At 60.7% G+C, this 25644-nt stretch carries 24 protein-coding genes; 11 read left to right on the forward strand and 13 right to left on the reverse strand.

All coding sequences use genetic code 11. The features are described 5' to 3' along the window. Nucleotides 1-96 precede the first annotated feature (96 nt). On the forward strand, nt 97-858 hold the full coding sequence (locus ACP90_RS24870; RefSeq protein WP_022999646.1) for an SDR family oxidoreductase: 762 nt from the start codon (nt 97-99) through the stop codon (nt 856-858). A 395-nt stretch (nt 859-1253) separates the two neighbouring features. On the opposite strand, the gene ACP90_RS24875 is transcribed toward ACP90_RS24870, so the two are convergent. Beyond that, nucleotides 1254-1733, reverse strand: coding sequence for a DUF302 domain-containing protein (locus ACP90_RS24875; protein WP_062490640.1), 480 nt, complete (start codon nt 1731-1733; stop codon nt 1254-1256). 93 nt (nt 1734-1826) lie between these two features. Continuing rightward, complete coding sequence (locus ACP90_RS24880; protein WP_062490642.1) at nt 1827-2978, reverse strand: YeeE/YedE family protein; 1152 nt, start codon at nt 2976-2978, stop codon at nt 1827-1829. Nucleotides 2979-3221: 243 nt separating this feature from the next. Here ACP90_RS24880 and ACP90_RS24885 point away from each other — a divergent pair, with 243 nt between their 5' ends. Further along, complete coding sequence (locus ACP90_RS24885; protein ID WP_055657352.1) at nt 3222-4607, forward strand: tetratricopeptide repeat protein; 1386 nt, start codon at nt 3222-3224, stop codon at nt 4605-4607. A 43-nt stretch (nt 4608-4650) separates the two neighbouring features. Further along, nucleotides 4651-5931 carry an OpgC domain-containing protein gene (locus tag ACP90_RS24890; protein ID WP_208993403.1) on the forward strand — a complete coding sequence of 427 codons (1281 nt, stop codon included), beginning with the start codon at nt 4651-4653 and terminating at the stop codon, nt 5929-5931. Nucleotides 5932-6164: 233 nt separating this feature from the next. Here the strand turns inward: ACP90_RS24890 and ACP90_RS24895 are convergent, their stop codons facing one another. The 5 genes from ACP90_RS24895 to ACP90_RS24915 all read right to left on the reverse strand — a co-directional run bounded on the left by ACP90_RS24895 (nt 6165) and on the right by ACP90_RS24915 (nt 9789). After that, a complete protein-coding gene (locus ACP90_RS24895) occupies nt 6165-6449 on the reverse strand; it encodes a DUF1150 domain-containing protein (protein ID WP_031268868.1) in 285 nt (94 codons plus the stop codon). 32 nt (nt 6450-6481) lie between these two features. Next, the gene (locus ACP90_RS24900) at nt 6482-6910 is read right to left on the reverse strand and encodes an Hsp20 family protein (protein ID WP_006934007.1); all 429 of its coding nucleotides are present in this window, start codon (nt 6908-6910) and stop codon (nt 6482-6484) included. Between the two features lie 160 nt (nt 6911-7070). Then, a complete protein-coding gene (locus ACP90_RS24905) occupies nt 7071-7931 on the reverse strand; it encodes a LysR family transcriptional regulator (RefSeq protein ID WP_062490646.1) in 861 nt (286 codons plus the stop codon). Nucleotides 7932-8388: 457 nt separating this feature from the next. Then, nucleotides 8389-8877, reverse strand: coding sequence for a DUF4440 domain-containing protein (locus tag ACP90_RS24910; RefSeq protein WP_145915836.1), 489 nt, complete (start codon nt 8875-8877; stop codon nt 8389-8391). A gap of 93 nt (nt 8878-8970) precedes the next feature. Continuing rightward, nucleotides 8971-9789, reverse strand: a complete 819-nt coding sequence (locus ACP90_RS24915) for an RNA polymerase sigma factor (protein ID WP_062490650.1) — start codon at nt 9787-9789, stop codon at nt 8971-8973. A 167-nt stretch (nt 9790-9956) separates the two neighbouring features. Here ACP90_RS24915 and ACP90_RS24920 point away from each other — a divergent pair, with 167 nt between their 5' ends. The 3 genes from ACP90_RS24920 to ACP90_RS24930 are packed head-to-tail and all read left to right on the forward strand — an operon-like array spanning nt 9957 to nt 11875. Then, entirely contained in the window at nt 9957-10316 is a 360-nt protein-coding gene (locus ACP90_RS24920; RefSeq protein ID WP_062490652.1) for an MmcQ/YjbR family DNA-binding protein, read from the forward strand. After that, entirely contained in the window at nt 10306-11490 is a 1185-nt protein-coding gene (locus ACP90_RS24925) for an MFS transporter (protein ID WP_208993404.1), read from the forward strand. Before ACP90_RS24920 ends, ACP90_RS24925 begins: the two co-directional genes overlap by 11 nt. 13 nt (nt 11491-11503) lie before the next feature. Beyond that, nucleotides 11504-11875 carry a hypothetical protein gene (locus tag ACP90_RS24930; protein ID WP_062490654.1) on the forward strand — a complete coding sequence of 124 codons (372 nt, stop codon included), beginning with the start codon at nt 11504-11506 and terminating at the stop codon, nt 11873-11875. 23 nt (nt 11876-11898) lie between these two features. On the opposite strand, the gene ACP90_RS24935 is transcribed toward ACP90_RS24930, so the two are convergent. The 6 genes from ACP90_RS24935 to ACP90_RS24965 all read right to left on the reverse strand — a co-directional run bounded on the left by ACP90_RS24935 (nt 11899) and on the right by ACP90_RS24965 (nt 18834). Continuing rightward, on the reverse strand, nt 11899-13029 hold the full coding sequence (locus ACP90_RS24935) for a DNA alkylation repair protein (RefSeq protein WP_062490655.1): 1131 nt from the start codon (nt 13027-13029) through the stop codon (nt 11899-11901). 197 nt (nt 13030-13226) lie between these two features. Next, nucleotides 13227-14303, reverse strand: coding sequence for a sn-glycerol-3-phosphate import ATP-binding protein UgpC (locus tag ACP90_RS24940; protein WP_022999631.1), 1077 nt, complete (start codon nt 14301-14303; stop codon nt 13227-13229). Between the two features lie 13 nt (nt 14304-14316). Continuing rightward, a complete protein-coding gene (ugpE, locus tag ACP90_RS24945; RefSeq protein ID WP_022999630.1) occupies nt 14317-15159 on the reverse strand; it encodes a sn-glycerol-3-phosphate ABC transporter permease UgpE in 843 nt (280 codons plus the stop codon). A gap of 11 nt (nt 15160-15170) precedes the next feature. Continuing rightward, entirely contained in the window at nt 15171-16052 is an 882-nt protein-coding gene (locus ACP90_RS24950) for an ABC transporter permease subunit (RefSeq protein WP_055657334.1), read from the reverse strand. A 270-nt stretch (nt 16053-16322) separates the two neighbouring features. After that, complete coding sequence (locus ACP90_RS24955; RefSeq protein ID WP_062491980.1) at nt 16323-17633, reverse strand: extracellular solute-binding protein; 1311 nt, start codon at nt 17631-17633, stop codon at nt 16323-16325. 508 nt (nt 17634-18141) lie between these two features. Beyond that, complete coding sequence (locus ACP90_RS24965) at nt 18142-18834, reverse strand: hypothetical protein (RefSeq protein WP_062490658.1); 693 nt, start codon at nt 18832-18834, stop codon at nt 18142-18144. Between the two features lie 150 nt (nt 18835-18984). On the opposite strand from ACP90_RS24965, the gene ACP90_RS24970 reads away from it, so the two are divergent. From ACP90_RS24970 to ACP90_RS24995, 5 genes are all read left to right on the forward strand, one after another. Further along, complete coding sequence (locus tag ACP90_RS24970) at nt 18985-19581, forward strand: hypothetical protein (protein ID WP_022999626.1); 597 nt, start codon at nt 18985-18987, stop codon at nt 19579-19581. After that, entirely contained in the window at nt 19535-21001 is a 1467-nt protein-coding gene (locus ACP90_RS24975) for a DNA polymerase Y family protein (RefSeq protein WP_062490659.1), read from the forward strand. Before ACP90_RS24970 ends, ACP90_RS24975 begins: the two co-directional genes overlap by 47 nt. Nucleotides 21002-21377: 376 nt before the next feature. Continuing rightward, on the forward strand, nt 21378-24767 hold the full coding sequence (locus tag ACP90_RS24985) for an error-prone DNA polymerase (protein WP_062490662.1): 3390 nt from the start codon (nt 21378-21380) through the stop codon (nt 24765-24767). A gap of 177 nt (nt 24768-24944) precedes the next feature. Then, complete coding sequence (locus ACP90_RS24990; protein ID WP_075284382.1) at nt 24945-25253, forward strand: metalloregulator ArsR/SmtB family transcription factor; 309 nt, start codon at nt 24945-24947, stop codon at nt 25251-25253. Beyond that, nucleotides 25250-25639, forward strand: a complete 390-nt coding sequence (locus ACP90_RS24995; protein WP_062490663.1) for a VOC family protein — start codon at nt 25250-25252, stop codon at nt 25637-25639. The genes ACP90_RS24990 and ACP90_RS24995 overlap by 4 nt, the downstream gene beginning before the upstream one ends. Nucleotides 25640-25644 lie beyond the last annotated feature (5 nt).

Genomic DNA, 25644 nt, shown 5'->3' on the forward strand with positions numbered 1-25644 from the left:
TGTCAGAACCCGCCCGCATTCCGACGTTTGTGCAAACGTCCGCGAATACCGGCAGGTCCAGAGGCCGTAAAGGCCCATCCAGAACGGGAACGTTACATGTTTGATTTGTCGGGACAAGTTGCCCTGGTGACGGGCGCGAGCCGAGGCATTGGAGAAGCTGCCGCCCGCAGCCTGGCGAAATATGGTGCCAAGGTCCTTCTGGCGGCACGCTCGGGCACGGATATCGAACGCATCGCCGGCGAAATCCGCGCGGAAGGCCGCGATGCAACGGCAGTCGTTTGCGACGTCGCGGATTATGACGAGGTGGTCAAGGCAGTACAGACGGCTATCGACACCTATGGTGGCCTCGACATCCTGGTGAACAATGCCGGCGTGATCGAACCGATCTCCCGGATCGAGGACAGCGATCCGGCGGAGTGGGGCAAGGTCATCGATATCAATGTAAAGGGCGTCTACTACGGCCTGCGTGCCGTGGCGCCGCATATGCTGGCCAAGGGCGCCGGTACCGTTGTCAACATCAGCTCGGGAGCTGCGGTCAGTGCGCTGGAAGGCTGGAGCCATTACTGTGCTTCCAAGGCGGCTGCGCTTTCCCTCACCCGCTGTGCGGACAAGGAATTCGGTGACAAGGGCCTGCGTATCGTCGGCCTCAGCCCGGGCACGGTCGCAACGCAGATGCAGGTCGATATCAAGGCCTCCGGACTGAACCCGGTCAGCCAGCTGGATCCGTCGGTGCATATTCCGGCCAGTTGGGTCGGTGAAGCCATTTGCTGGCTGTGCACGCCCGCGGGCGATGCCTACCGGGGTGTGGATTGCTCGCTGCGCGACGAGGATGTACGTAAGTCTGTCGGCCTGATCTGAGTTCCGTCAGCACGCCGATCGGCTGTCCAGCCCACAAGATCCCGGATCTTCGCTACGCTGCGTCCGGGATGCCCCGCTGAAATATGGAACGAGGCAGGGCCCTGAAAAGGCCAACGAGGCTTCAAAAACAAAAGAGGGCCGCGCTAGCGGCCCTCCCATGAGATCGACGTGACACAAGTCCCGGATCAGATCCCAGCGAAATCTCTCACTACCAGAGGCTGCTCCAGCACCGTTCGATTCCGCCCAGACACTTGGGCCACGCACCGATACTCATTAGACATGGGCACACCTCCTTTCAGTTGTTGAACACACTAAGAGTGTGGGGTCGCCCAGACAGTTTCACAAGCCCAAAAACAAGGCTTGGTTGCCAATCGATTACGCAATTCACAGGACTGTCACTGTGCGGCAACAGCCTTGTCGGCGATCGAGGTGAAGACCTGATCGAGTTCCCTTGCAAGTTCTTGCAGGGCCGAGCCGCCCTCGTCCATGTAGGGTGCGAAGACAAAACCGGGCGTTTTCCAGGAAAGCGTTGCGGTGCCGTCGGTGTTTTCGGTGACATAGAACCGGATCGGTGCTTCGATACCCGCGGCAACGGAGGCTTCCAGCATCCGGACGGCATAATCATTGCGATAGACGCCAATGATGCGGTTGCCGGGAATGGTAATTCCCCTGCCCTTCGCACCGTCCGAGGCACTGGCCTGGGTTACCAGCAGCATGCCTTCTCCCTCGATCGCACTTTTGAGATCATCAACCAGCGCAGGGTAACTTTTGGTCGTGGGCAGGACCTGCCAGCCTTCGCGATCGGTCAGGCTGTCCGCTCTGGCCAATCCGACGGCAAACAGGCTTGTGACGACAACCAGGGCAAACAGACGCATCTTCTTTCTCCCGCAGGCGATGTTGCAATGCCGCGCACTCTAGCGGGGCCAGCCTCACGAACGCGTCACAATGCGGTGTGCTTCAGGACGTCGTCAGTCCATGCCAAGCCGCAAGCGCACGCGGGTTCCGGCAAGACTGCCAAGGAAGCCAAAGACCAGCCACAGCCAGCCGTGCAGCGAGCCCGACGCCAGACCGCCCAGGTAAGCACCGATATTGCAGCCATACGCCAGGCGGGCGCCGTAGCCCATCATCAGCCCGCCCGCGATTGCCGTCAGCACGTCGCGGCGGTTCAGACGCCAGACCGGAGCAAAGCGTCCGGCGAGGCCCGCTGCCGCCATTGCACCCAGAATGATGCCGAAGTCCATGACGGAGGTCGTGTCGCGCAGCACGGAGTTTTCCAAAGCTCCGCGCTGCCAGGTCCAGTAGGGCCAGCTGTCCACCGGCACGCCTGCCGCGTGAAAAAGCTTGCCGCCCCAAAGTGCAAAGGCAGAGGTGATGCCCCAGGGGCGTCCAATCACCACGAATGTGGCAATGCCGACGATCGCCAGCATCACCGCACCCAGCATGGGGGACCAGGGACCGCTGAGAAACGAAACTGTCGGCTTCGGTTGGGCAATCGAGCCATGAGCGCGCCGCTCTATGATGATGGTTGCAATTGCCAATAGGCCGAGGATGAGCGCGGTCAGAAGAAAAGCGCCATGCGGGCCGAATTCCCGGATGAGGGACATCGGCGGCAATTTGGGCAAGCGGCCCCAGAGATGCAGATGCGCCGTGGCAGCCACTGACCCGAGGACAAAGCACGCCAGGGTGATCATCATGCGGGTGGAACCGCCACCGGCGGTAAACAGCGTGCCGGATCCGCAGCCGCCGCCCAGTTGCATGCCGAGACCGAACAGGAAGGCACCGAAGGCAGCCGCCACTCCGAAGGGAAAGACGAAGCCGCCCGTGGGCCAGCCAAGCGCATGCCCCCAGGCAATCAGGGGAAAGGAAACCGCACTGGTCAGAAGAATGAGAACGAATTGCGCCCTGAGCCCACCGCCGCGTTTTTCAGTCACGATCCGTCGCCATGCGGCCGTGAAACCAAAGCTTGCATGATAGAGCGACAGGCCTGCGAGACCGCCGATCAGGACCGCCACGGCCTGGCGCGGACCGGCTTCGCCATAGGCCCCCAGTGCGACCATGGCCAGAAGGCCGCCCGCAATGGCGACGACGGATGCTTGAGTTTTCCCGACGGCCAAGACCATGTGTTCCTGCTCCCGCGCAGATCCGACTTTAAAACCCCGATACGAAGACTTGCACTTCCCGCCTTAATTTCGCAACGAAGGTGTCTTTTCTTCACCTACACATTGCCAACACCTTTTTGTGTTTTGCAGTTCAAGTGCCGCCTGCGGATTTTGGATAGGAATATTCAGCCATCCGGCCATTTACAGCCGCAGTTGGCGGGACCCGGTTTCAGAGGACCGGAATGAGAAACAAAAAGGCCTGTTATGCGTCTAACTGATCAATTCGGATATGAGCTTACCCTGTCGGACAAGGAAGCCTTGACCGCCTGGAACGAGACGGTGAAAGCCTTTCTGGCGCATGGCAGGACTACTCCCCAACATCTCGAGACCTGCCTCGCCCTGGCGCCAGACTTCGCGCTTGGGCATGCAGCACGCGGGATTTTTTGCCTGCTGCTTGGCCGAAAGGAACTGACCGCGACGGCACAGGAATGCCTGGCGATTGCCAGAACCTCGGTCCAGCATACGCCGGTTACCGCACGCGAACTTGCCGTGGTCGACGCCCTCGGGTCCTGGTTGCAGGGATATCCCACAAGATCTGCCGACCTTCTAGATACCGTGCTGGTGACGGTTCCCGAAGATGCCCTGATCATGAAACTGGTTCACGCGATCCGCTTCGTGCTGGGCGATGCCACGGGCATGCGCCAGTCGATCGAGCGGGTGCATGCGGCCTATGGCGAAACCCACCCGGCCTATGGCTACATGCTTGGCTGCCGGGCGTTTTCTCTGGAAGAAACCGGCGACTACCGCCTGGCAGAAGCTGCCGGCCGCAAGGGACTGGAATTTGCCCGCGATGATGCCTGGGGCCTTCACGCCGTCGCCCATGTGCACGACATGACCGGTCGTTCCGAAGAAGGGGCCGGCTGGCTGGAAACACAGCCGGAAGGCTGGGCCCACTGCAACAACTTCGGCTATCACGTTTGGTGGCACCTGGCGTTGATGTATCTGGACCAGGGCCAGGCCGACAAGGCACTTGCGCTCTATGACACCGACATCCGCAAGGACAAGACCGACGACTACCGCGACATTTCCAATGCGGCCTCGCTGCTTGTTCGCCTGGAGCTTGAAGGGGTCGATACCGGCCCTCGCTGGGACGAGTTGGCACTTTTGTCCGACAAGCGCGCCGAAGACGGCTGCAATGTCTTCGCCGACCTGCATTACCTGCTGGCCCTGTTGAACGGTGGCCGCCGCATGGGTGCCGAGCGGTTGCTGACCGGACTGAAGGAACGGGCGCAAACCGAAACGGATCTTGGCCGGATCACCGCGGAAACCGGACTGCCGACCGGCCTCGGCCTGGAACAGTACCGGAAGGGCAATTATGCCTCCGCGTTTGCCCTGCTGGACTCGGCGAGAGACAATCTATACATGGTCGGCGGCTCGCACGCTCAGCGCGATGTCTTCGAGCGAATCACAATCGATGCAGCCCTGCGAGCAGGCATGCCGGAAGATGCGGAACGGCTGCTCAACAGCCGGACGCACAAACGCGGTGCACTGGATAGATTCGCCGAACAACGTCTTGAAATATGCGACAAAATGCACCGCGCCCACCGAGTGATGGAAGACCAAAAACTCAGGGCTACCGGCTCGGTCTGACCCACTGCCGGCTCTCGACTGACCAATTATCTCTGGACCCAACGTGAACGCTCACACACAAACGAAACGCCCACGCGATCCGCGGCTAGATTTCTTCCGCGGCCTTGGAATGTTCATTATCTACGTTGCCCACCTGCCCTGGAACTGGTGGACGCTCTGGATTCCCGCCCGGTTCGGGTTTTCCGATGCGACTGAAATCTTCGTCTTCTGTTCGGGCATGGCCTCCGCGCTCGCCTTCGGCAAGATCTTCGACGTTCATGGCTGGGGCATGGGGGCAGCACGCATCCTGCACCGCATGTGGCAGGTGTACTGGGCGCATATCGGCCAGTTCCTGGTCCTCGCCGTCGGCCTTGTCATGCTTCAGAACAGCGGTTACCTGGCTGAGTGCTGCGGCCTGGAAGAAAATTATGTCGCCTCGCTCAACCTCCTTCATCTCTATGACAACGCCGAAATGGCCCTGCCCGGGTTGCTGACGATGACCTGGGTGCCCAACTACTTCGACATTCTGCCGATGTATGTGGTGATCCTGTCGCTGATCCCGGCGATCATGCTTGTCGCCCGCTATTCCGTGCCGGGCGCTTTCGCATTGTCGATCGGCCTGTGGCTGGCTGCCCAGTTCGACCTTCTGAGCCTGCCGGCCGAGCCCTGGTCAGACCGGGAATGGTTCTTCAATCCCTTCGCCTGGCAGATGCTGTTCTTCACCGGCTTTGCGTTCATGCGCGGCTGGATACCGGCACCTCCCGTCAACAAGACCTTGATCGTGCTTTGCGCGGTGGTGCTTGTCGCCACGGTTCCCTTCGCCTACTTCCGCGCCTATCAGGAAAATCACCTGAACCTGGTCTGGGCCCGCGAAATCCGCGAGATCATCAAGCCGCTCTGGATCAAGACGGAATTCGGCCTGTTCCGCTATCTGCACTTCCTGGCCCTTGCCTATCTGGCCTGGGTTGCTGCCGGTGAGCACGGCAGACGCCTGCTCGGACATGGCGAGATCTGGGGCCGCTTCGTGCGCGTTGTCCAGAAAGTCGGACAGCAGTCACTGCCCGTGTTCATGGCAAGCCTGGTCATTGCGCAGGCTGCGGGCATCCTGCGCGACATGGTCTGGGGCCGCGGCGAATGGCTTCCGCAGGTCCTGTCGAACCTGCTCGGTTTCGTGGCGCTGATTGCCGTTGCCTATGTGGCTGGCTGGTACAAGAGCCAGCCCTGGCGCAAACCGCCTGCGACCTCTTCCACCGGACCGTCCGAACGACCGAAGACACCTCCGGCAGATGGCGGTGAACCTGCTGCCAAGGCAAAGGCCGAAACCCGGGAACCGGCCCTCACCTGATCAGGCGCCGGCCTGCTGCCCGACACAAGAACGCCCGCAGAAGTCCTGCTTCTGCGGGCGTTTCGTTTGTGGGGAATACTTTCATTCGATAACCAAAGGCCCCGGGCTTCACCATTTGGAAGCACTCACCTGTGAAGCAGTGAGACCGGTGCCCGCTCATACAGGGCCTCAAAAGCAAAAACACCGGCCAGATGGCCGGTGTCGCATTCGTTTTGCAGTCTTGTCAGTTGAGGTCAGTGCAGTGACGCCATTTCCAGTTCTGCTTCAAAGGCATTGGCAACGGCAGCTTCGCGGCTGTCTGCCAGCAGGATCGGCGTACCGTCTGCATTGAGAAGCGCGTAAAGCGTCATGTTGTCGTGCAGCGGCGGGACATCCGGAAACATTTCCTTCAGATCCCGGGCCTTGATCGGCTTGATGTAGGCGACATCTCCGGTGCCCAGTTCGGTCAGTTCATCGACCGACATGAATTCGGAAAGTAGCGTGCGGTCTGCCCATGACGGGCTATTGGGGTTTTGCATCAGTCATTCTCCATATGTTGGCCGACGAGCGTTCATTCGCCGCTGGAGATTTCTATTTTTCTGATGACACGCTCCGGTTCCGGGCGTGCCAGGTCGATGGACAGAAGCCCATCTTTCAGGTCGGCTCCAAGGATCTCGATCCCCTCGGCCAGGACAAAGGCCCGCTGGAACTGACGGGCGGCAATGCCGCGATGCAGATACTGCCGGGTCTTGTCGTCCACCTGACGACCCCGGATGACCAGCTGACTCTCTTCTACCGAGACTTCAAGCTGCTCTCGTGTGAACCCTGCCACCGCCAGGGTGATCCGAATGACATCGCCTTGATCTTCTGTTTTCGGAAGTCTCTCGATGTTATAGGGCGGATAACCGTCGTTGGCGGCCTTGGAGACGCGATCGAGCACGCGCTCGATATCGTCGAACCCGAGCATGAACGGGCTAGAAAACGCTGACATGCGTGACATCCTCAAAGTCCTTGTCGAAGCGACCTTGCGCCCGGACCCTTTCAAGGCATCCGGACCGGAACCAACCGGTTCCTTTCATGATTAAATATGGAGCTTCGTTAAAATTGATTCAAGGAGCCATGCTTTCACCCATTTTTGCTTTCACTGTTCTGTGAATTATTCAGGAGAACGAAGACAAAATCGGGTTCTGTTTCAAGAACTTCGTCAGAGCGGATACCGCCTGGCGAACTGTTGGTACATGGCGCTCGTCCTGATGCATGACCAGCCACCGCTCGGTTTCCATGGTATCGAACGGGCCTTCGATGCGCATCAGATCGGGATATGCATCGCCGACAAAGGTCGGCAACAGCATGCGGGCATTGCCTTTTCGTACGAGTGAAAGAGCAAGCGAGGCCTTGTTGACGGTGATTACCGCATCAGTGCCATGGTTCTCCTTCAGCCAGAGACCCGTCGGCGAATGGGCATCGTCTTCCACCAGCCCGACCCAACCAAGCTCCGCAGCGTTCGAAACCTTTGCAGCCTGATAGGCGGCATATTGGACCTTTCCAACCTTCTGTCCGGCCAACCAGGCCTGTTTGGGCCGGCTGTTGCGGATACCGATATCGATCTGCCGGCGGGCAATGTCCCGGTTTCTGAGATCCGCAAGGATTTCCGGCAGCCAGCCCGCGTCTGGGGTCCAGAAGGACGACAGGTTGTCGATGAGCAGCCGCGCGGTCCAGTCTCCCGCCGATATCCGGATCCTCCGGCGCAGGCCTTCTCCTTCTTTCCACGCATCGATGCTGCGGGCGGTCTGGTCCATGTCTTCCAGGTAGCGCAGGAGATCATGTGCGGCGGCGGTCAGCTGGTAACCTCGTGCCTCGCGCTCCACAAGGCGAACGTCGAGGCTTTTCTCCAGAGCGGCAACCCGGCGACCGAGCGTTGCGGAACTGACGCCGGTCTTGTCAGCCGCTCCGGCAAGGCCACCTGCTTTCGCGACAGCCAGGAACAGTCGAAGATCTTCCCAATCGATATTTCGTTTCATTTTTGAAATCTCGTTTTCAATTAGAAAACATGGGAATAGGCGCGTCCAGTGAGACTATCTGCAAATACCTCTTCAACAAAATCAAAATTGAAGGGAGCAGCAGATGCTCATTCCCTATTCCTTGCCGTTGCGAAAAAAACACTGTGTCAGCCGCCTTCCCGCCTGGGACGATCCAGTCAGATCACTCTATCCGCATCATGCGGAATTCTGGCCGCAGCAGATCCCGGAACATGTCCGGCTGCACAAACTCGGAAAGAGGCTGGCCCGTAAACGACGCCGGCTGGCCGTGATGAGATTCGTGAGGATGTGCCTTGGTCACCCCCACAGACGGAAGAGGCCCCGGAGTATCTCCGAGGCCCCTTGCGGCGACCCGCCTGGCAAGCGCGCAACAGATCGCGGCTGCGCAGGCCAGGCCCGTGTCACCGTTTCTCCGGCAGTACCGGCTACCTGACGCGGTTCAGTTCGCAGCCGGGATCAGGCGGCTGCCATAGGGATTGTCGATCACCATCTTCCAGCTGCCATCGGGCTGCCGCCGCAACACGGCTATGGAAAGGCCTTCGCCGGCCACCGGTTTTCCTTCCGGATCGGTGCCGGTCATCGTCCAGGGTGCGATGTGGACAGCAAGATCGCCTTCCACGATCACTTCGTGGCCGGAATAGGTGAATTTCGGCGAAACGGAGCGGAACTGGTGAAACAATTCGCGCGCCAGGGTGCTGTCGGACACCGGGTTTCCGGGTTCGAAAGCAATGCTCTGGCTTGGTTCATAAGTCTGCATCACCGTATCGATGTCTCCCTTTTCAAAGGAGGTCGTCATTTTTTCGATAAGGGTGATGACGTTCTGTTGTTCCGGGCTCATGTCTTTCTTTCCTTCTGCGAGGCTGGGTTGGGAAAAGGTGACGACGGCAACGGTGGCCGCCATGGCTGCGAGGTGTTTCAAGTGGGTCACGGAGGTCTTCCTTTCGATCGGCAAGGCGGTGCCAGTCCCGCCCGTTGCCGGGCTGGTTGATGCATTGTGCGATTACTGGCGGGGCTGGTTGCGTCAGTGGCCGGGGGACAGGATCTCGGTCAGCTGAACACGGATGTCTTCAGGGCAACGTTGCCGGGGAACCGCATTCTGAAGTTCAAAGGCCTTCAGACCGTCGATCACCGATGCGACCTGCCGCCGGGCGTCGTGATAGGTTTGCGCCCCTCCGGCGGAATTGGGATAGGATCCGGGTTGAATTCGGCCGGAAGCGACGGCTGCAGGAAGCCGCTTCGGACAATTGCATTTCGCCTTTGACGAAACGATGCCGCAGTGGCGCGAGGTAAACGCCATCACTTCCTCCCGTGCCCGCGACAACCGCTTGCGGTAGGCCGCAGGAGCAATTTCCAGGATGCTGGAGGCTTCGCCGTGTTCCAGTTCCAGGATATCGCCCAGCACATAGGCCAGTCTCAGGTCCATGGTCAGACAAAGCAGCATGGCCATGGTGCAGGAAATCCTGAGTTCATTCAGCAGAAGCACATCGTCCGGCGCCTTGGGCGGTTCCGACACCAGGCCGTCTTCCAGATCGGCAGCAAAGGCATCGAATGTCAGTCCGAGATCCCGGTCTCGAACCTTCTTGGCGCTCACCAGGTAGCGAACGGCCACGCGGTAAACCCAGGTCGAAAACCGGCTCTCGCCCTTGAAGGTTGAAAGTTTTGTCAGGATCAGGATGAGAATTTCCTGCGTCGCCTCGCGCGCATCTTCCGGATTGACCAGAATGCGGCGGGCCAGATGATGGATCTGGTCCTGTACGCCCTCCAGAACCCGTTCCAGAGCAATCCTGTCACCTTCCTGGGCCGCCCGGACCGTTTCCGTTTTTACGCTGATTGCCGTCATGTCGTGTTCCGTCTCTTGGTGTCTCGTAATGTTAGAGAGCGCGGGGCTGGAATGTGTGACACGTTTTTTTCATCGCGATGCAGCTTGCGTGATTCAGCTGGAAAAGCCACTCTGCCGCTCCTGCCGACGGACCCCGCTTCCGGTCCCACGACTTTACGAGCACGCCAATGACCCGCGACGACTTTGACGCCTTCTGCAAAATGCTTCCGGCAACCACGCATGTGATCCAATGGGGCAATGCATCGGTCTGGAAGGTTGGCGGCAAGATCTTCGCCATCTGCTCTGGTTGGGGGGAAGGCGATTTTCCGCGGTTCAGCTTCAAATGCTCCGATATTTCCTATTCCCTGCTCACCCAGCAGGAAGGAATGATCCCCGCGCCTTATCTTGCCCGTGCCAAATGGGTGCAGATGGAAGAAGAAGGCGCGCTGTCCGATGCGGACCTGAAGGCCTATATCGAAGCCGCGCACAAGATCATTGCGGCCAAGCTGACCAGGAAGCAGCAGAAGGAACTGGGTCTTGCCGGGTGAGATGGCGGGCAAATGGCGATCACTCGGCCTGCTGATGCTGGCCGAGATCGCCGCCATGAGCCTGTGGTTCATGTCCGCAGCGATCCTGCCCGATCTGACCCGTGAATTTCCCATATCCGACTTTGCCCAGGCCGCTCTTTCCAGCGCCGTCCAGATCGGTTTCGTGTTCGGCGCCGTCGCGTCGGCCTTTCTTGGCCTCGCCGACAGGATCGACCCTCGGCGGTTCTTCGCTTTCAGCGCGATCACCGCTGCCCTGTTCAACGCAAGCCTGCTGGTGGTCGAGCCGGGAGGGCTGACCTCTATCCTTGCGCGTTTTGCAACCGGCGTCCTGCTTGCGGGCGTCTATCCGGTCGGCATGAAGATCGCCGTCGGCTGGGGCCAGAAGGATCGCGGGTTTCTGGTCGGTACGCTTGTCGGCGCGCTCACCTTCGGGTCCGCCGCCCCTCATCTTCTGGCCTTGCTTGGTGGCACCGACTGGCGCTGGAGCTTGAGCGTTGCCTCTCTTGCGTCCGCTGCAGGTGGCGTGCTGTGCCTTTTTGCCGGTCTCGGGCCGTTCCATGCCAAGGCGCCCCGCATGAAGATGAAGGCCATCTTCACCGCGTGGACAAACCCAAAGATCCGCTATGCCTATGCGGGCTATCTCGGCCACATGTGGGAGCTTTACGCCATGTGGGCCTGGATCGGCGTTGCTCTTGCCGTTTCCTTCTCCGCCCATATGCCCGCAGAAACCGCGATCCCGCTGTCTCGCCTGATCGCGTTTCTGACCATTGCAGCGGGTGGTGCTGCCTGCGTTGTCGCGGGGATCATGGCCGACCGCATCGGCAAGGCGAACATCGCGATTGCCGCCATGGTCATCAGTGGCACCGCCGCGCTCGCCTCGGCCCTCACCTTCGGCGGTCCCGTCTGGCTAACAATCCTGTGCGTCCTCATCTGGGGCGCCTCCATCCTGCCGGATTCGGCCCAGTTCTCGGCCCTTGTCGCCGACTACGCTCCGCCCGACCAGGCCGGCAGCCTGATGAGCTTCCAGACCGCCCTCGGCTTCGCGCTGACCTTCTTCACGGTCCAACTGACGCCGCTTGGCGCTGAGCTGATCGGCTGGCCCGGCGTGTTTGTCCTGATGGCCATCGGCCCGGCGCTCGGGATTTTGGGGATGCTCAGGCTTAAGCGGCTTTGATAAGGCAAGTTCAGTGAGCGACAGAGACTTCAAGATTGCGGCAATTGCGTTAGCGGTGGGATGGCCAGCTTACTTTTTAATCCTCATGGCTGAAGAAAAATCGAGGAGTGCCGATAAGCTTTTTTGGGCCCTAGCATCTCTTACAATCATGTTGCTCGGGCAGCTCTTAAAAAGAAAAAGAAAGCAGGAAGACCCATCATTCTTCAACGAATTTGTAATTTGTTTCGTCGGATGGACTTCTTACTATTTATTGACGCAATTGAATAGCAACTTAGTGTTTTTAAACCATTTATTTTACGGACTTTTTCTTTTTTCGATGTACACAGCCGTTCTTGCTCTGGCTATTTTGATGCGAAAAATCGAAACCAAAGACAAACTATATTAGGACTGCATATTTTCTCGAAAGACTTATTCTTTTTCCATCACCAGCTCGAACTCCGAAAATCCGAAATCCTGACCGTTGATCCTGAGGCTGACCGCCTGTTTGCCACCGTAGTAGACACGTGTTGTGATCGGTCGGATGGCGTGGCTGCGGGACAGGGTCAGCCGTTCCCCCGGAGCCAGTGTCAGCTTGGTCCATTTGAACACCTTGGGCGCCAGCGTGCCGTTGGCTTTCCTGAAATGGATCAGGTAGTCGATCACCAGATCCTGCGTTTTACTGCTGGTCGAAACCAGCTCGATGTTGAAGCCGAGGGCGTCTCCATAAGCAACCTCGGCCGTCAGGACCTGCGGGCCTTCGACCCGGATCTCCGGCGGATTGAGCCCGAAGGCTTCCAGTGTTGCCGTGTGGCCCTGCTTGATCAGCGACCGGCAGGCGTGACGTACGAGTTTTTCACGGTTCCTGTCCGCCCCCTTCAGCCAACGTTTCGCGATATCGGCCACCAGTTCAGGATGGTCCTTGGCGATATCGTTGAGGTGATTGGCTACCGACCGGCGAACATAGTCCTCCGGATCGTCCTTCAGGGCTTCCAGAAGCGGCAGAGTGGGTGTGGGGTCTGCCACCAGAGCCTGGAGCCGCATGCCCCACGGCAGGCGCGGCCGGGTTCCTTCGGAAACCAGCCGGCGGACATGGACGCTCTCGTCCTTCACCCAGGGTGCCATGATGGCGAGTGCCTGGTCCTGGTCCCTGGCCAGGAAGGGGCGCACGTCGAATTCGGCCGTCGCCCGCTTGGTCATTTCCTTCAACAGCACGAACGAAGCTTCGAAATCCTCCAGGCCACTTGCCGCAACGACCATGCCGAGCGGCATCATGCCCCACCCTCGGATACCCTGCTCGTCGCTGCCCCTGTCGAAGGCGACCTCCGTCATCGGATGCAGCATGGCCTGCAGGATGGCAAAGCGGGCGGACAGTTCCCGTGGCAGATGATGATCCAGTTGCCTTGCGATCAGCGCAGCACGCTGCTTGAGTTCCAGGCTGTCGAGCTCTTCCAGGATATCCGCTTCAAAGCCCAACCGGTCGAAACCGGCATGATGTTGCGCGACATGGCTGCCGATGCAGCGCACCAGATCCGGTGAAATGTTGTTCTTGAAGGGTTCCAAAGGTTTCTCCCTGAAGCGGTTTCGAGGTGTTTGCCAGAGCTTCCGAAGGAGTTCCAGACATCTCCTGCCGCTCTCCTGACAAGCACCGTCAGGAGGATGTTCGAATTGCCAAAAACAAAAAGCCACCCCGGTTCCCCGGGGTGGCTCTGTCCTGGTCCGGCGGCCCTCGTTAAACCGCCTCGCCTGACGTTTCCTGATCAGTCGATCCGCCGTCCGGTTTCAGCGTCGAAGTAGTGAACGTTTTCCGGAGCCGCCCGCAGATAAAGCTTCTCGCCCGGCTCATGACGGGCATGGCTCGACACGCGAACCAGGATCTCGTCCCCGCCATCGGCAAAGCTGGAATAGAGATAGCTTTCCGCGCCGACCGGCTCGAGCACGTTGACGCTGGCTTCCAGATGAAGGCCTTCGCCTTCACCGGGTGCAGTCACCACTTCGAGATGCTCCGGCCGGATACCGATGGTGTAGGCATCACGGCCCTTGGCATTGGCGCCCTTGAGGCCGGTGCCGGTTGCAAGAGCAAGACCGTTCCCATCCGCCTTGACCTTCAGCAGATTCATGGCCGGCGAACCGATGAAGCTGGCCACAAAGGTGGAGGCCGGCTTGTCGTAGACATCGATCGGCGCGCCGATCTGCTCGATGTTGCCGCCATTCAGAACCACGAGCCGGTCTGCCAGTGTCATCGCTTCCAGCTGGTCGTGGGTGACGTAGACGCTGGTGGTGCCGAGCGAGCGCTGCAGGCGCTTGATCTCGACGCGCATCTGCACACGCAGCTTGGCATCAAGGTTGGACAGCGGTTCGTCGAAGAGAAAGGCCGCAGGTTCGCGCACGATGGCGCGGCCCATGGCAACGCGCTGGCGCTGGCCGCCGGAAAGTGCCCGCGGCTTGCGCTCCAGGTAGTCGCCGATTTCCAGGATGCGCGCGGCTTCCTTGACCCGGCGATCGATCTCGTCCTTGGCCATGCCGCGGTTTTTGAGGCCGTAGGCAAGGTTGTTGTAGACCGACATGTGCGGATAGAGCGCGTAGTTCTGGAACACCATTGCGATGTCGCGATCCGCCGGATCGACGTTGTTGACGACGCGGTCGCCGATCTTGATGTCGCCGGTGGTGATTTCCTCAAGGCCTGCCATCATGCGCAGCAGTGTGGACTTGCCGCAGCCGGACGGACCGACCAGGACGATGAATTCACCGTCCGCGATGTCGATGGAAACGCCTTTGACCGCTTCCACACTGCCGCCGTAGACCTTGCGGACCTTGTCGAGAGTTATCGTTGCCATTTATCTAAAAACCTCACTTGTCGCTCTCGACGAGCCCTTTGACGAACCAGCTCTGGAAAATCACCACGATGAGCACCGGCGGCACGATGGCGAGGATCGCCAGTGCCATGGCCTCGTTGAAGTCCGGGATCTGGGCACCGACCCAGACCTGCAGGATCTGCTTGATGCCGCGAACCAGGGTAAACAGGCTCTCGTCGGTGGTGATCAGCGTCGGCCAGAGGTACTGGTTCCAGCCATAGACGAACATGATGATGAAGATTGCCGCGATCATGGTCTGAGACAGCGGTACCAGGATGTCCTTGAAGAACTTCCAGGGACCTGCTCCGTCGATGCGGGCGGCTTCCAAAAGTTCGTCCGGTACCGACATGAAGAACTGCCGGAAGAAGAAGGTGCCGGTTGCCGAAGCGATAAGCGGCACGATCAGGCCGGAATAGGTGTTCACCATGCCGAGGGACTGGACGATTTCATAAGACGGCAAAATGCGCACCTCCAGCGGCAGCAGGAGCGTTGCGAAGATCACCCAGAAGCAGAGGGTTGCCATCGGAAAGCGGAAATAGACGATGGCATAGGCCGCAAGCATGGAAATGACGATCTTGCCTATGGCAAAGCCAAGGCCGAGGATCATCGAGTTCTTGAGCATGACGAAGCCGTCGACTTCCTTGGTGAAGCCACCGGCCTCGAACAGGACCGTCTGATAGTTCTCGAAGAACTTGCCACCCGGCGTGAACTGGATGCCTTCCTTGTAGATGGTGATCGCATCGTGCGTGCTGGTCAGAAACGCCAACACGACCGGAGTGACCATGAAGAAGACGCCGAGAAGAAGAATGACGTGATCCGAGATCTGCAGTTTTTTCATCGTCGCCTCCCTTACGTGTAGTGCACGCGCCGCTCGATCAGGCGGAACTGGATGATTGTCAGGATGAACACCATCAGCATCAGGATCACGGACTGGGCCGAGGACCCGCCGAGGTCGTTGCCGCGGAAGCCGTCCAGGTAGACCTTGTAAACAAGGGTCACCGGGTTGTTGCCGGGCTCGTTCTTCACGATGACGTCGATGATGCCGAACGTGTCGAAGAAGGCGTAGGTGATGTTGATGATCAGCAGGAAGAAGCCGGTGGGTGCCAGCAGCGGGAAGGTTACGGTCCAGAAACGCCGGAAACCGGACCGGCAGTCGATGCTGGCGGCTTCCTGAACGGATTTGGAAATGCCCTGCAGACCGGACAGGAAGAAGATGAAGTTCACCGGGATCTGCTTCCAGACGGCGGTGACGATCATGGCAAAGCTGGTGTCGAAATAGCTTACGCCGATCTGCATCTTCCAGCCGAACAGGGCGAACAAGTCAACGATGGGGCCGACATGCTGGTCGAACAGAAGCACGCCGATCAGGCCGGCGACGGGCGGCGCAACCGCATAGACCCACATCAGCAGGGTCTTGTAGGAAGACGCACCGCGCAGAACCTTGTCTGCCTTGACCGCCAGCAGAAGAGCAAGCCCTAGCGACAGGAATGTCACGAAGAAGGTGAAGACCGCCGTGAACCGCGCCACCCGGCCGTAGTCGGTCGATGTGATCATGTCCTTGAAATTATCGAGCCCGACGTAGGTCGAGCCGAAACCGAACGGATCTTCGAGATAGAAGGAGGACTGGATCGCTTGCGCGGCCGGCCACAGGAAGAAAACCGTCACGATGCCGAGCTGCGGCAGAAGCAGCAGGTAAGGCAGCCACGGAGACTGAAACTGGACTTTTTTCATTATTTCGTTTCTCGACCACCGGGAACGATTGGCGCCGGCCTCCCCTTGTGGGACGACCTGCCCGAAACATCAGGCATTGGATCTAATGCCGGAGGCTTCATTCATTTCGCTGCGGATCGACATCCGACCACCCAGACCCCTCTGGCTGAATGTCGGTCGATCCGGGCCATAAACGCATGATATTCGACTGAATTGGTATGCGTATACAGCCACGCTCAAAGGTCGATAGGGGCGCAAGGCGCCCCTATCGGTCTGGCGACTAAGTCGAGCTTAGTTGCTGGTGGTCTTGGCGAAACGCTCAAGGAGCTTGTCGCCGTCGGCCTTGATGGTCGCGAATGCGTCGTCGACGCTGGTCTCACCTGAGAAGACCTTGCCGAGTTCGCGGTTCATGACGTCGCGGATCTGGACGTAGAAGCCCATGCGGTAGCCCTTGGTCCACTCGCCGCCTTCCAGGGAAAGCTGCTGGATGCCGACTTCAGCTGCCGGGGTGCGCTCGTAGTGGCCGTCCTTCTTGGCCAGCTCATAGGCAGCTTCGGTGACCGGCACGTAACCGGTTTCCTTGTGCCACATGTACTGGACTTCCGGAGAGGTCAGGTATTCAAAGAACGATGCAACGCAGTTGTTTTCTTCAGCCGGCTTGCCGGACATTGCAAACAGAGCCGCGCCACCGATGAAGGAAGCCTTGTTGGCGCCTTCAACTGCTTCCCAGTAAGGCAGGTAGGTTGCGGAGAACGGGAAGTCGACCGTGTCGGCGATGCCGCCGAAGGACCCGGAAGAACCGATCCACAGAGCCACTTTGCCCTCGTTGAACGGGGTCTGGTTGTCACCCCAGCCGGTGCCGTAGTAGCCGAACAGACCTTCGTCGAGCCACTTCTTGGCAGCCTTGAAGTGGTTCTTGATAGGCTCGCCGAAGACCAGCTCGGTGCCTTCTGCGCCGTCGTAACCGTTGTTGTTGGTTGCGAACTGCAGGTTATGACGGGACTTGAAGTTCTCGACGAATTCCCACGGCAGGTGCGACTGAACGAGCGGCACGTAACCGGCTTCCTTCAGCTTCGGAGCGATTGCTTCGAACTCTTCGTAGGTCTTCGGAGCTGCAACACCGGCCTTCTTCATCGCATCGTCGTTGATGTAGAGGATCGGAGCGGAGGAGTTGAACGGCATGCCGATCATCTTGCCGTTGCTGTCGGCATAGAAATAACGGACACCGGCAATGTAATCTTCGATGTTGAACTCGGCACCGCTCTCGTTGAGCAGGTCTTCAACCGGAACGACAGCACCCTTGGCACCGATGATGGTGGCGGCGCCAGCGTCGAACACCTGCAGGATGTTCGGCTGTTCGCCAGCGCGGAACGCTGCGATACCGGCGGTCAGGGTTTCTTCGTAGGTGCCCTTGAATACCGGCGTGATCTGGCAGGCGTCCTGGGATCCGTTGTAGCCGTTGGAAATTTCGACAACCACTTCGCCGAGCTTGCCGCCCATGGCGTGCCACCAGGTGATGTCAGTGGCCGCATAAGAAGCGGAGGACGTGCCCAGGAGGGCGGCCGCAGCCACGAGGCTGGCGACGGTCTTGCGATAAGCCATGTTCATTTGCTCCCATCTAGCAGGGCGTCTTTGCCCCGGTCAGCAGTTGGTTCTCTCTCGGTGCCGAAATGGCTTCATCGGCACCCGAAACGATAACGCCTGCGTTTCGTATTGTTTTCATATGAACGTTATATGACGCTCATATGAACATTAAAAGACGCCTTGACCGCGTCCGCAAGAGGGAACGCAGGAAATTTGAAGAATCCCGACCCTTGATGGGATCCAGGGCTGCATTTCCGGCGGAAGCCAAGTTCTCGTCCGACAGTAAAAGCGTGCCCCCGGACACGGCTCCACCCTTGCCGCAATCCCGGCTAATGCTGGACTTTTTGCAGAATTTAGTTGGCTCATATGAAACTGTTCAGTCGTTCATATGAACTCTTGGTGACATTCACCGGCCTGTGGAAAGTGCAGATTTTTTCAATCGCTTGCAGGCCCGAAGCCGGAACTTCGGACCCGGCAAGGCACTTTGCGGGTGCTTGTCAGATATCTTTATGATGCTTTTGGCGCCTCAGGCGTCCTGTCCGAAGATCCGGCGTTTCGTGCTTTCGGAAGAATGCAGGATCTTGTTGTGGAGATAATGCTTGGCCCGCTTCTCCAGAAACCGGAAGGCGTATTCCAGCTTGCCCTTGAGGCTCCGTCGGGGCTTCGGCCCTGGTGTCAGGTGTTTGTGGATCCGTCCCTCGTCGCTGAGCTGCTGGACCCACTGCTTTTCCGCATCCCAGTCGTGGGTGTGCTGCTTGCCCTGATGGGTGAAGCCGAAGAGGTGAATTTCGGCGTCCGGCAGAACATCCAGGAATTCGGCGATGATGGACGCGCCCGATGTCGGGTTGCTGCGGTCGAACGGATCGAATCTCTTGAGGTGTTCCCGCGCCTTGTTCGTCGGGCCGAACCCGAGATAGCGCGGCTTGCATTCGCGCGCGAACAGCCAGTCGACCTCGCCGTTCTCCTTTATGTCGTTCACCCAGACTTCCGGCGCGCGTTCCAGGGCAAGCGGGTTGATCCGCTTCGACATATAGACCCGGGCCCGGTTGAGCATCAGAATGTCGACCCGCTGGCCCGCAACCCCGAGGGCCGGCGCACTGTTGAAGCGCAGCACCAGGTCCGCCTTGTCGATTTCCGGCGCATCGGCCTCGGAAATCGGTCCGTTGCCGACGATGGAAATCGTCCTGATCTTCCGGCCGTCCAGAAGGCTGCTGGTCATTGGTGCTTTCCTGCCTGTTGTGCCGGGCGTATAGCAACCCGGCTCGTGCCCGGCAACGGCTGTTTGGAATGGATACTGACCGTATCCGGTTCCGCAAACAGCTTCCATGAGTTAGGCTTTGCTCAACCGATTGCTACAGACGATCCTTGCATGTCCTTGAAATTCTCCTCCGTCTTTCCGTTGAAACACGCCCGCGCGCACGAAGTGTGCGGCGACAGCGCGTTGAGCTTTGCCGCGATCGCCGCCGGAATGGCCAAGGGGGCCGTCGTGTGGATTTCGGAAGATTGGCGCCCGACGGTGAACCCGGAAGGCCTTGCGGCCTACTGCGATCCGGGCCGGCTGCTTCTGACCCGCGCCGGCAACCAGCTGACTGCTCTGGCAAGTGCGGAAACCGCGCTCAGGTCCGGCGCCGCCGGGCTGGTGGTGGCTGAACTTTCCGGCACCGTCGGACTGACGGAGGGCCGCCGGCTGCAGCTGGCGGCCGAGGCCGGGCGCACCACGGCCATCCTGCTGATCCCGGAAGGCGCGGGCAGCAATGCCGCCGAAACCCGCTGGCGCAGCACCTGTCTTCCGGCCCAATCCGCCCCCTCTTCCGGTCTTGCACCGGAGCCTCGTCAAAATGGTCACGACTCGACTCATTGGCGCTGGTCGCTTATAAAGAACAAAATAGGAACATTGTCGGAATGGGTAGTACGTTGGGATGCAGCGGCGCATCGTGTCATTGTGGTTTCCGAGGCTGGCGGCTGAGAGCTCCCTGCGTGCCCGGCCCGTCGACGCACCCTTTGCGCTGAGCCTCTTCGACCGCAATTCCGAACGCCTTTACGACCTGTGCCCGCGTGCCGAAAGCTTCGGCCTCAACCGCGGCATGATGCTGGTTCACGCGCGCAGCTTCTGCCCCGGTCTGCTGACCCGCCCGGCGGACCCGGCCGCCGACCAGCGTTTCCTGAGGCTGCTGGCCCGGTGGGCGACCCGTTACTGCCCATGGGTCGGCCTTGACGGGCGCAACGGCCTCTTTCTCGACATCACCGGCTCGGCTCACCTGCTTGGCGGCGAGGAACCGCTGCTGGACGACATCCGCGCCCGGCTGGCCCGGGCGGGGCTGACCGCCCGGCTCGGCCTTGCCGATACCCCGGGAACGGCCTGGGCGCTGTCCCGGTTTGCCGAAGGCATTGCCGGGACCGGCGAGACCCTTGCCCGCATCGGCCCGCTGCCCTTGTCGGCCCTGCGGCTGTCCGACCAGACCTGCACCAGTCTGGAACGGCTCGGCATCGCCACGGTTTCGCAGCTCTACAATCTGCCGCGCGCCACGGTTGCCCGGCGGTACGAACCCGACGTCCTGCGCCGCCTCGACCAGGCGCTGGGGGCGCTGCCCGAGCAGATTTCTCCCCTTGGCGAGGAGCCGGGCTTTGCCGTGCGCATGACCCTGCCCGACCCCATCGGCCTTCTGGACGATGTCATGGCTGCGGCACGCCGGCTGACCGCGCATCTGTGCCAACGGCTCGACACCGCGCAGAAGGGCGCACGCAGCCTGAAGCTGACCTTTCGCCGGGTCGATCAGGAAAACCAGGCGGTGGAACTGAAACTCGCCCGGCCGATGCGCGACCCGGAACGGATCCTGGCCCTGTTCGAGCGCGGGGTCAGCGCGGTCGATGCGGGCTATGGCATCGACATGATCCGCCTGGAGGCAACCGAGGTGGAACCGCTCGGCATGCGCCAGCTGGACCGCACCGAGGGCCTGGAGAAAGACGGGTTAGACGATCTCATCACCCAGCTCGGCAACCGGGTGGGCCTCGACAACATCCTGCGGTTCCAGCCGGTCGACAGCCACATTCCCGAGCGCAGCTTCAAGCTGGTGCCGGCCGCCTACAGCCGCCCGGCGCAAGCCTGGCCCGCCAACCGTCCGCGGCCGATCCGCCTGTTCGCGCCCGAGCCGATTTCCGGCACCGGCTTCGAACCGCCCCGGCGCTTTCGCTGGCGCGGCCGGGCCCTGACCGTGTTCGAGGCCGAGGGGCCGGAACGGATCACCCCTGCCTGGTGGGATCTGGACGACAGCTGGGCCAAGGGCCTGCGCGACTACTGGCGCATCGCCACCCACCAGGGCCAGCGCCTGTGGCTGTTCCACACGCCCCAGCACCCGGCCTGGTTCGTGCAAGGGGAGTTCGGCTGATGGGTTTCCGCAGTTTGCGCCTTGCCTCTATCGCCTTTCCGGTCCCGGGCTCGCAGATCCTGGGCTCGCAGATCCTGGGCTCCCCGGTCCCGGATCTCCGCTGCGCTGCGTCCGGGATGACGATGGAGGGGACGGTTGTTGTTCCGGCCCTCCCCGCCCCTTGCCCGGTGTCACTCCGGACGGGCATCGCGAGATCCGGGGTGCACTCATTTGCAGAGCGGTGCCGGCAGGGGCTTCCGGTGCCTGAAGGGCAAGCGGACCGGCGGTTGAGACCGGGCTTTGCGCTTTTGCTTTGCCAGGACGGCACGCAGGGACACGGGGATCCCGCGCATCTGTCTTGCAAGGACAGCTTTGGAAAGAACAGGGAGGCCTGCCGGTGAGCGTGCTTCCGTCGCCTGACGAGTTCCAGCCCGAGCCGGTCCGCTATGCGGAGCTGGCCGTGACGTCGAATTTTTCGTTCCTGCGGGGCGCCTCCCATCCGGAGGAGCTGGTGACCCGTGCCGCGATGCTCAATCTCGATGCGGTTGCCATTACCGACCGCAATTCGCTGGCCGGGGTTGTCCGGGCCTATTCGGCGCTGAAGGAGATCAAGCGGGCGGCGGCCGAGGAAGGCGTTCAGATCCGCTCGCATTCGCAGATCGACACCTCCTCCCGCAAGGAGACGAACACGAGCCCGCCCCTGCCTGCCCCGCAGACGCTGAAGCTGCCGCGGCTGATCGTCGGCGCGCGGCTTTGCCTGCAGGACAGCCCGCTGCACTGGGTGGCGCTGCCGACCGACCGTGCTGCCTATGAGCGGCTGAGCCAGTTGCTTACCCTTGGCAAGCGGCGTGCGGAAAAGGGCGAGTGTCACCTGAATTTCACCGACCTGATGAACGCCTGCAAGGGCATGATCCTGATTGCCCTGCCGCAGCCGGAGATGGCGCGCGAGACGATTTGTGAGACGGCTAAGGATCACATTCGCCGCCTGCGCCAGGAAGCGCCGGGACATGTGTTTCTGGGCGCGGCACCCCGCTATGACGGCACCGACCAGGCCTGGTTCCGCACCTGCGCCCGCGCGGCGCATTCGCTTGCCACGCCGATGGTCGCCGTCGGCGACGTGATGATGCACCATGCCGGCCGGCGCCGGCTGGCCGACGTGCTGACGTGCCTGCGCGAAGGCTGCACCATCGATGACATCGGCACACGGGCCCTGCCCAACGGCGAACGCCGGCTGAAGGCGCCGGAGGATATGGCCAGGCTGTTCCGCCACCATCCGGCAGCCCTGCGCCGGACGCTTGAGATCGCCACCCGCTGCAGCTTCGATCTTTCCGAACTTTCCTACCAATATCCGGACGAGATCACGGGCAACGAACCGCCCCAGGAGCGACTGGAACGACTGACCTACGAGGGGCTGGAGAGGCGGTATCCCGCGGGCGTGCCGGACCATGCGCTGGCGCTGGCGGAAAAGGAACTGAAGCTGATCCGCAAACTTGCCTTTGCCGCCTATTTCCTGACCGTGCATGACATCATCCGCTTTGCCCGCAGCAAGAACATCCTGTGCCAGGGGCGCGGCTCGGCGGCCAATTCCATCATCTGCTATGCGCTCGGCATCACCGATGTGGGGCCGGAGACCATCACCATGGTGTCGGAGCGCTTCATCTCCGAACATCGGGGCGAGCCGCCGGACATCGACGTCGATTTCGAGCATGAGCGCCGCGAGGAGGTGATCCAGTATGTCTATGAAAAATACGGCCGCCACCGCGCCGGGCTCTGCGCCACGGTGATCCACTTCCGCACCCGCGCGGCGATCCGCGAGGTCGGCAAGGTGATGGGGCTGAATGCGGATGTCACCGCCGCGCTGGCCGGGCAGATCTGGGGCAGCTCCAGCAAGGGGCCGGAAGAAACGCGGATGAAGGAGATCGGGCTCGACCTCGACAATCCGCGCGTTCGCCAGACCATCGAGCTGATCCGCGAAATCATCGGCTTTCCGCGCCATCTCAGCCAGCATGTCGGCGGGTTCGTGATCACGCAGGGGCGGCTCGACGCGCTCTGCCCGATCGAGAACGCGGCCATGGAAAACCGCACGGTGATCGAATGGGACAAGGACGATATCGACGCGCTCGGCATCCTGAAGGTGGATCTGCTCAGCCTCGGCATGCTGACCTGCATCCGCAAGTGCTTCGAGCTGATCGACACCCACCATGGCCAGGAACTGACACTCGGCACCGTGCCCCAGGCCGACAGGAAGACCTATGACATGCTGTGCGTAGCCGATGCCATCGGCGTCTTTCAGGTGGAAAGCCGGGCGCAGATGAACTTCCTGCCGCGCATGCGCCCGCGCCAGTTCTACGACCTCGTCATCGAGGTGGCGATCGTGCGCCCCGGCCCGATCCAGGGCGGCATGGTGCACCCTTACATCAACCGCCGCCAGGGCCGGGAGAAGGTCACCTTCCCCTCAAAGGCGCTGGAGGAGGTGCTGGGCAAGACGCTTGGCGTGCCGCTGTTCCAGGAACAGGCGATGCAGATTGCCGTGGTTGCCGCCGGGTTCACACCGTCGGAAGCCGACAAGCTGCGCCGCTCCATGGCCACCTTTCGGCGCATGGGCACCATCGGGCAGCTGAAGGACAAGTTCATCTCCGGCATGCTGGAGCGCGGCTACGAGCTGGAATTCGCCCAGAACTGCTTCGGCCAGATCGAAGGGTTCGGCGAATACGGCTTTCCGGAAAGCCATGCCGCCGCCTTTGCCATGCTGGCCTATGTCTCGGCCTATCTGAAATGCCACTTCCCGGCAGAGTTCGCCTGCGCACTGCTGAACGCCCAGCCGATGGGCTTCTATGCCCCGGCGCAGATCGTGCGCGATGCCCGCGAGCACCAGGTGGAGGTGCGCCCGGTGTGCGTCAACACCAGCCTGTGGGACAACACCCTGGAGCGGCGCAGCGACGGCGCGCTGGCGCTGCGCCTGGGGTTTCGCCAGATCAAGGGTCTGCGCGAGGAGGACGCGGCCTGGATCGTCGCGGCCCGCGGCAACGGCTATCCGGATACGGAAACCCTATGGCTGCGCACCGGCGTCATGCCGGCCACGCTGGAGCGGCTGGCCGAAGCCGATGCCTTTGCCGGCATGGGACTCAGCCGCCGGGCCGCGCTCTGGCAGGTGAAGACCATCCGCAGCCCCAAGCCGCTGCCGCTCTTCAACGACCCCATCGACGGCGAGGCGATCTTCGAGCCGGATGTCCTCCTGCCCGCCATGCATCTGGGGCAGGAAGTGGTGGAGGATTACCTGTCCACCCGGCTGACCTTGCGCGCCCACCCGATGGAGCTGCTGCGCCCGCATATCGCGCATCTGACCCCGCATGACCGGCTGGCGGCACTGACCCCGCGCGAGGCGCGCCGCGTTTCCGTCTGCGGACTGGTGATCACCCGCCAGCGCCCGGGCACGGCCTCGGGCGTGATCTTCCTGACGCTGGAGGACGAGACCGGCGTTTCCAACGTGGTCGTCTGGCCGAAGATGTACGAAAAATTCCGGCCCGCCGTTCTCGGCGGACGGCTCTTGAAAGTCACCGGGCGGTTGGAGCGCGAAGGCATGGTCGTTCACCTGATCGCCGACCACATCGAGGACCGCTCCCGCGACCTGTCGCTTCTCGGCCACCCCAACGACGACGTTCTGGGCCAGACGACCACCAAGACCGACGACGTGCCGGTGCATCTGAAATCAGACGCACAACGCACCCGCGCCATGCACCCGCGCGAACAGGCCAAGCGGCTGTTCCCGAGCCGAGATTTTCATTGAGGGGTGGTGCGTGAGATGGGCGAAAGGTGGAAGATCGCTACGCTTTGAACTGGCAGTAGCAGAGCGGAGGAAACCGTCGTTCGCTCGTCCCTCCTCAAGGCCCGCTTTGGAAGTGAGTTTGATATGCAGTAAAATCACTGCACTTGACATGCAGTAAAATTACTGCATATAGGTACCATGAAAGATGATCAGCTCGACCTAATTTTCAAGGCGCTATCTGACAGCACCCGCCGTCGCATCATTGATCGTCTGAGCAAGCAACCTGCTCAGTCGTTGTTCGAAGTATGTGCCGCGTCGGTTGCCGAAGACGGGGTTGCGTTGTCCCGACAGACAGTCTCCCAGCATCTCGCTGTTCTGGAGAAGGCGGGCCTAATCGAGACCGCCTGGAAGGGCCGCACGAAGACGCATTCACTCAGCATAAGCGACGACCACATCGCGGCTGCATCATGGCTCACAACCTACAAACCGAAAGGGACCAAGACATGAAAATCTACGTCACGAGTGTCTTTGTCGATGACCAGGACAAGGCCGAAAAATTCTATACCGAAATCCTCGGTTTCAAGGTAAAACACAACATCCCGTTGGGCACCAACCGTTGGCTGACGGTTGTTTCAGAAGAAGATCCAGAGGGAACCGAGTTGCTGCTTGAACCAAGTGAGCATCCAGCCGTGGGTCCATACAAAGAAGCAATCATCGCCGATGGCATCGCTGCACACTCATTTCAAGTGCAAGACCTCGATGCAGAATGGAAGAAACTAAGCGAGCGCGGCGTGACTTTCGTTACCGAACCGATGGATGCAGGGGCAGTTCACATGGCTGTTTTTGATGACACGTGTGGCAATCTGATCCAATTGGTCCAAATGAAAGCCTAAAACAG

The organism is Labrenzia sp. CP4 (assembly GCF_001579905.1).
Classification (GTDB): domain Bacteria; phylum Pseudomonadota; class Alphaproteobacteria; order Rhizobiales; family Stappiaceae; genus Roseibium; species Roseibium algicola.

What these genes read in the sequence shown, in the direction of transcription:
- ACP90_RS24870 (WP_022999646.1), top strand. Translation starts at nt 97, where the DNA reads ATGTTTGATTTGTCGGGACAAGTTGCCCTGGTGACGGGCGCGAGCCGA.
- ACP90_RS24875 (WP_062490640.1), bottom strand. Translation starts at nt 1,733, where the DNA reads ATGCGTCTGTTTGCCCTGGTTGTCGTCACAAGCCTGTTTGCCGTCGGA.
- ACP90_RS24880 (WP_062490642.1), bottom strand. Translation starts at nt 2,978, where the DNA reads ATGGTCTTGGCCGTCGGGAAAACTCAAGCATCCGTCGTCGCCATTGCG.
- ACP90_RS24885 (WP_055657352.1), top strand. Translation starts at nt 3,222, where the DNA reads ATGCGTCTAACTGATCAATTCGGATATGAGCTTACCCTGTCGGACAAG.
- ACP90_RS24895 (WP_031268868.1), bottom strand. Translation starts at nt 6,449, where the DNA reads ATGCAAAACCCCAATAGCCCGTCATGGGCAGACCGCACGCTACTTTCC.
- ACP90_RS24900 (WP_006934007.1), bottom strand. Translation starts at nt 6,910, where the DNA reads ATGTCACGCATGTCAGCGTTTTCTAGCCCGTTCATGCTCGGGTTCGAC.
- ACP90_RS24905 (WP_062490646.1), bottom strand. Translation starts at nt 7,931, where the DNA reads ATGAAACGAAATATCGATTGGGAAGATCTTCGACTGTTCCTGGCTGTC.
- ACP90_RS24915 (WP_062490650.1), bottom strand. Translation starts at nt 9,789, where the DNA reads ATGACGGCAATCAGCGTAAAAACGGAAACGGTCCGGGCGGCCCAGGAA.
- ACP90_RS24920 (WP_062490652.1), top strand. Translation starts at nt 9,957, where the DNA reads ATGACCCGCGACGACTTTGACGCCTTCTGCAAAATGCTTCCGGCAACC.
- ACP90_RS24940 (WP_022999631.1), bottom strand. Translation starts at nt 14,303, where the DNA reads ATGGCAACGATAACTCTCGACAAGGTCCGCAAGGTCTACGGCGGCAGT.
- ugpE (WP_022999630.1), bottom strand. Translation starts at nt 15,159, where the DNA reads ATGAAAAAACTGCAGATCTCGGATCACGTCATTCTTCTTCTCGGCGTC.
- ACP90_RS24950 (WP_055657334.1), bottom strand. Translation starts at nt 16,052, where the DNA reads ATGAAAAAAGTCCAGTTTCAGTCTCCGTGGCTGCCTTACCTGCTGCTT.
- ACP90_RS24955 (WP_062491980.1), bottom strand. Translation starts at nt 17,633, where the DNA reads ATGGCTTATCGCAAGACCGTCGCCAGCCTCGTGGCTGCGGCCGCCCTC.
- ACP90_RS24965 (WP_062490658.1), bottom strand. Translation starts at nt 18,834, where the DNA reads ATGACCAGCAGCCTTCTGGACGGCCGGAAGATCAGGACGATTTCCATC.
- ACP90_RS24970 (WP_022999626.1), top strand. Translation starts at nt 18,985, where the DNA reads ATGTCCTTGAAATTCTCCTCCGTCTTTCCGTTGAAACACGCCCGCGCG.
- ACP90_RS24975 (WP_062490659.1), top strand. Translation starts at nt 19,535, where the DNA reads ATGCAGCGGCGCATCGTGTCATTGTGGTTTCCGAGGCTGGCGGCTGAG.
- ACP90_RS24990 (WP_075284382.1), top strand. Translation starts at nt 24,945, where the DNA reads ATGAAAGATGATCAGCTCGACCTAATTTTCAAGGCGCTATCTGACAGC.
- ACP90_RS24995 (WP_062490663.1), top strand. Translation starts at nt 25,250, where the DNA reads ATGAAAATCTACGTCACGAGTGTCTTTGTCGATGACCAGGACAAGGCC.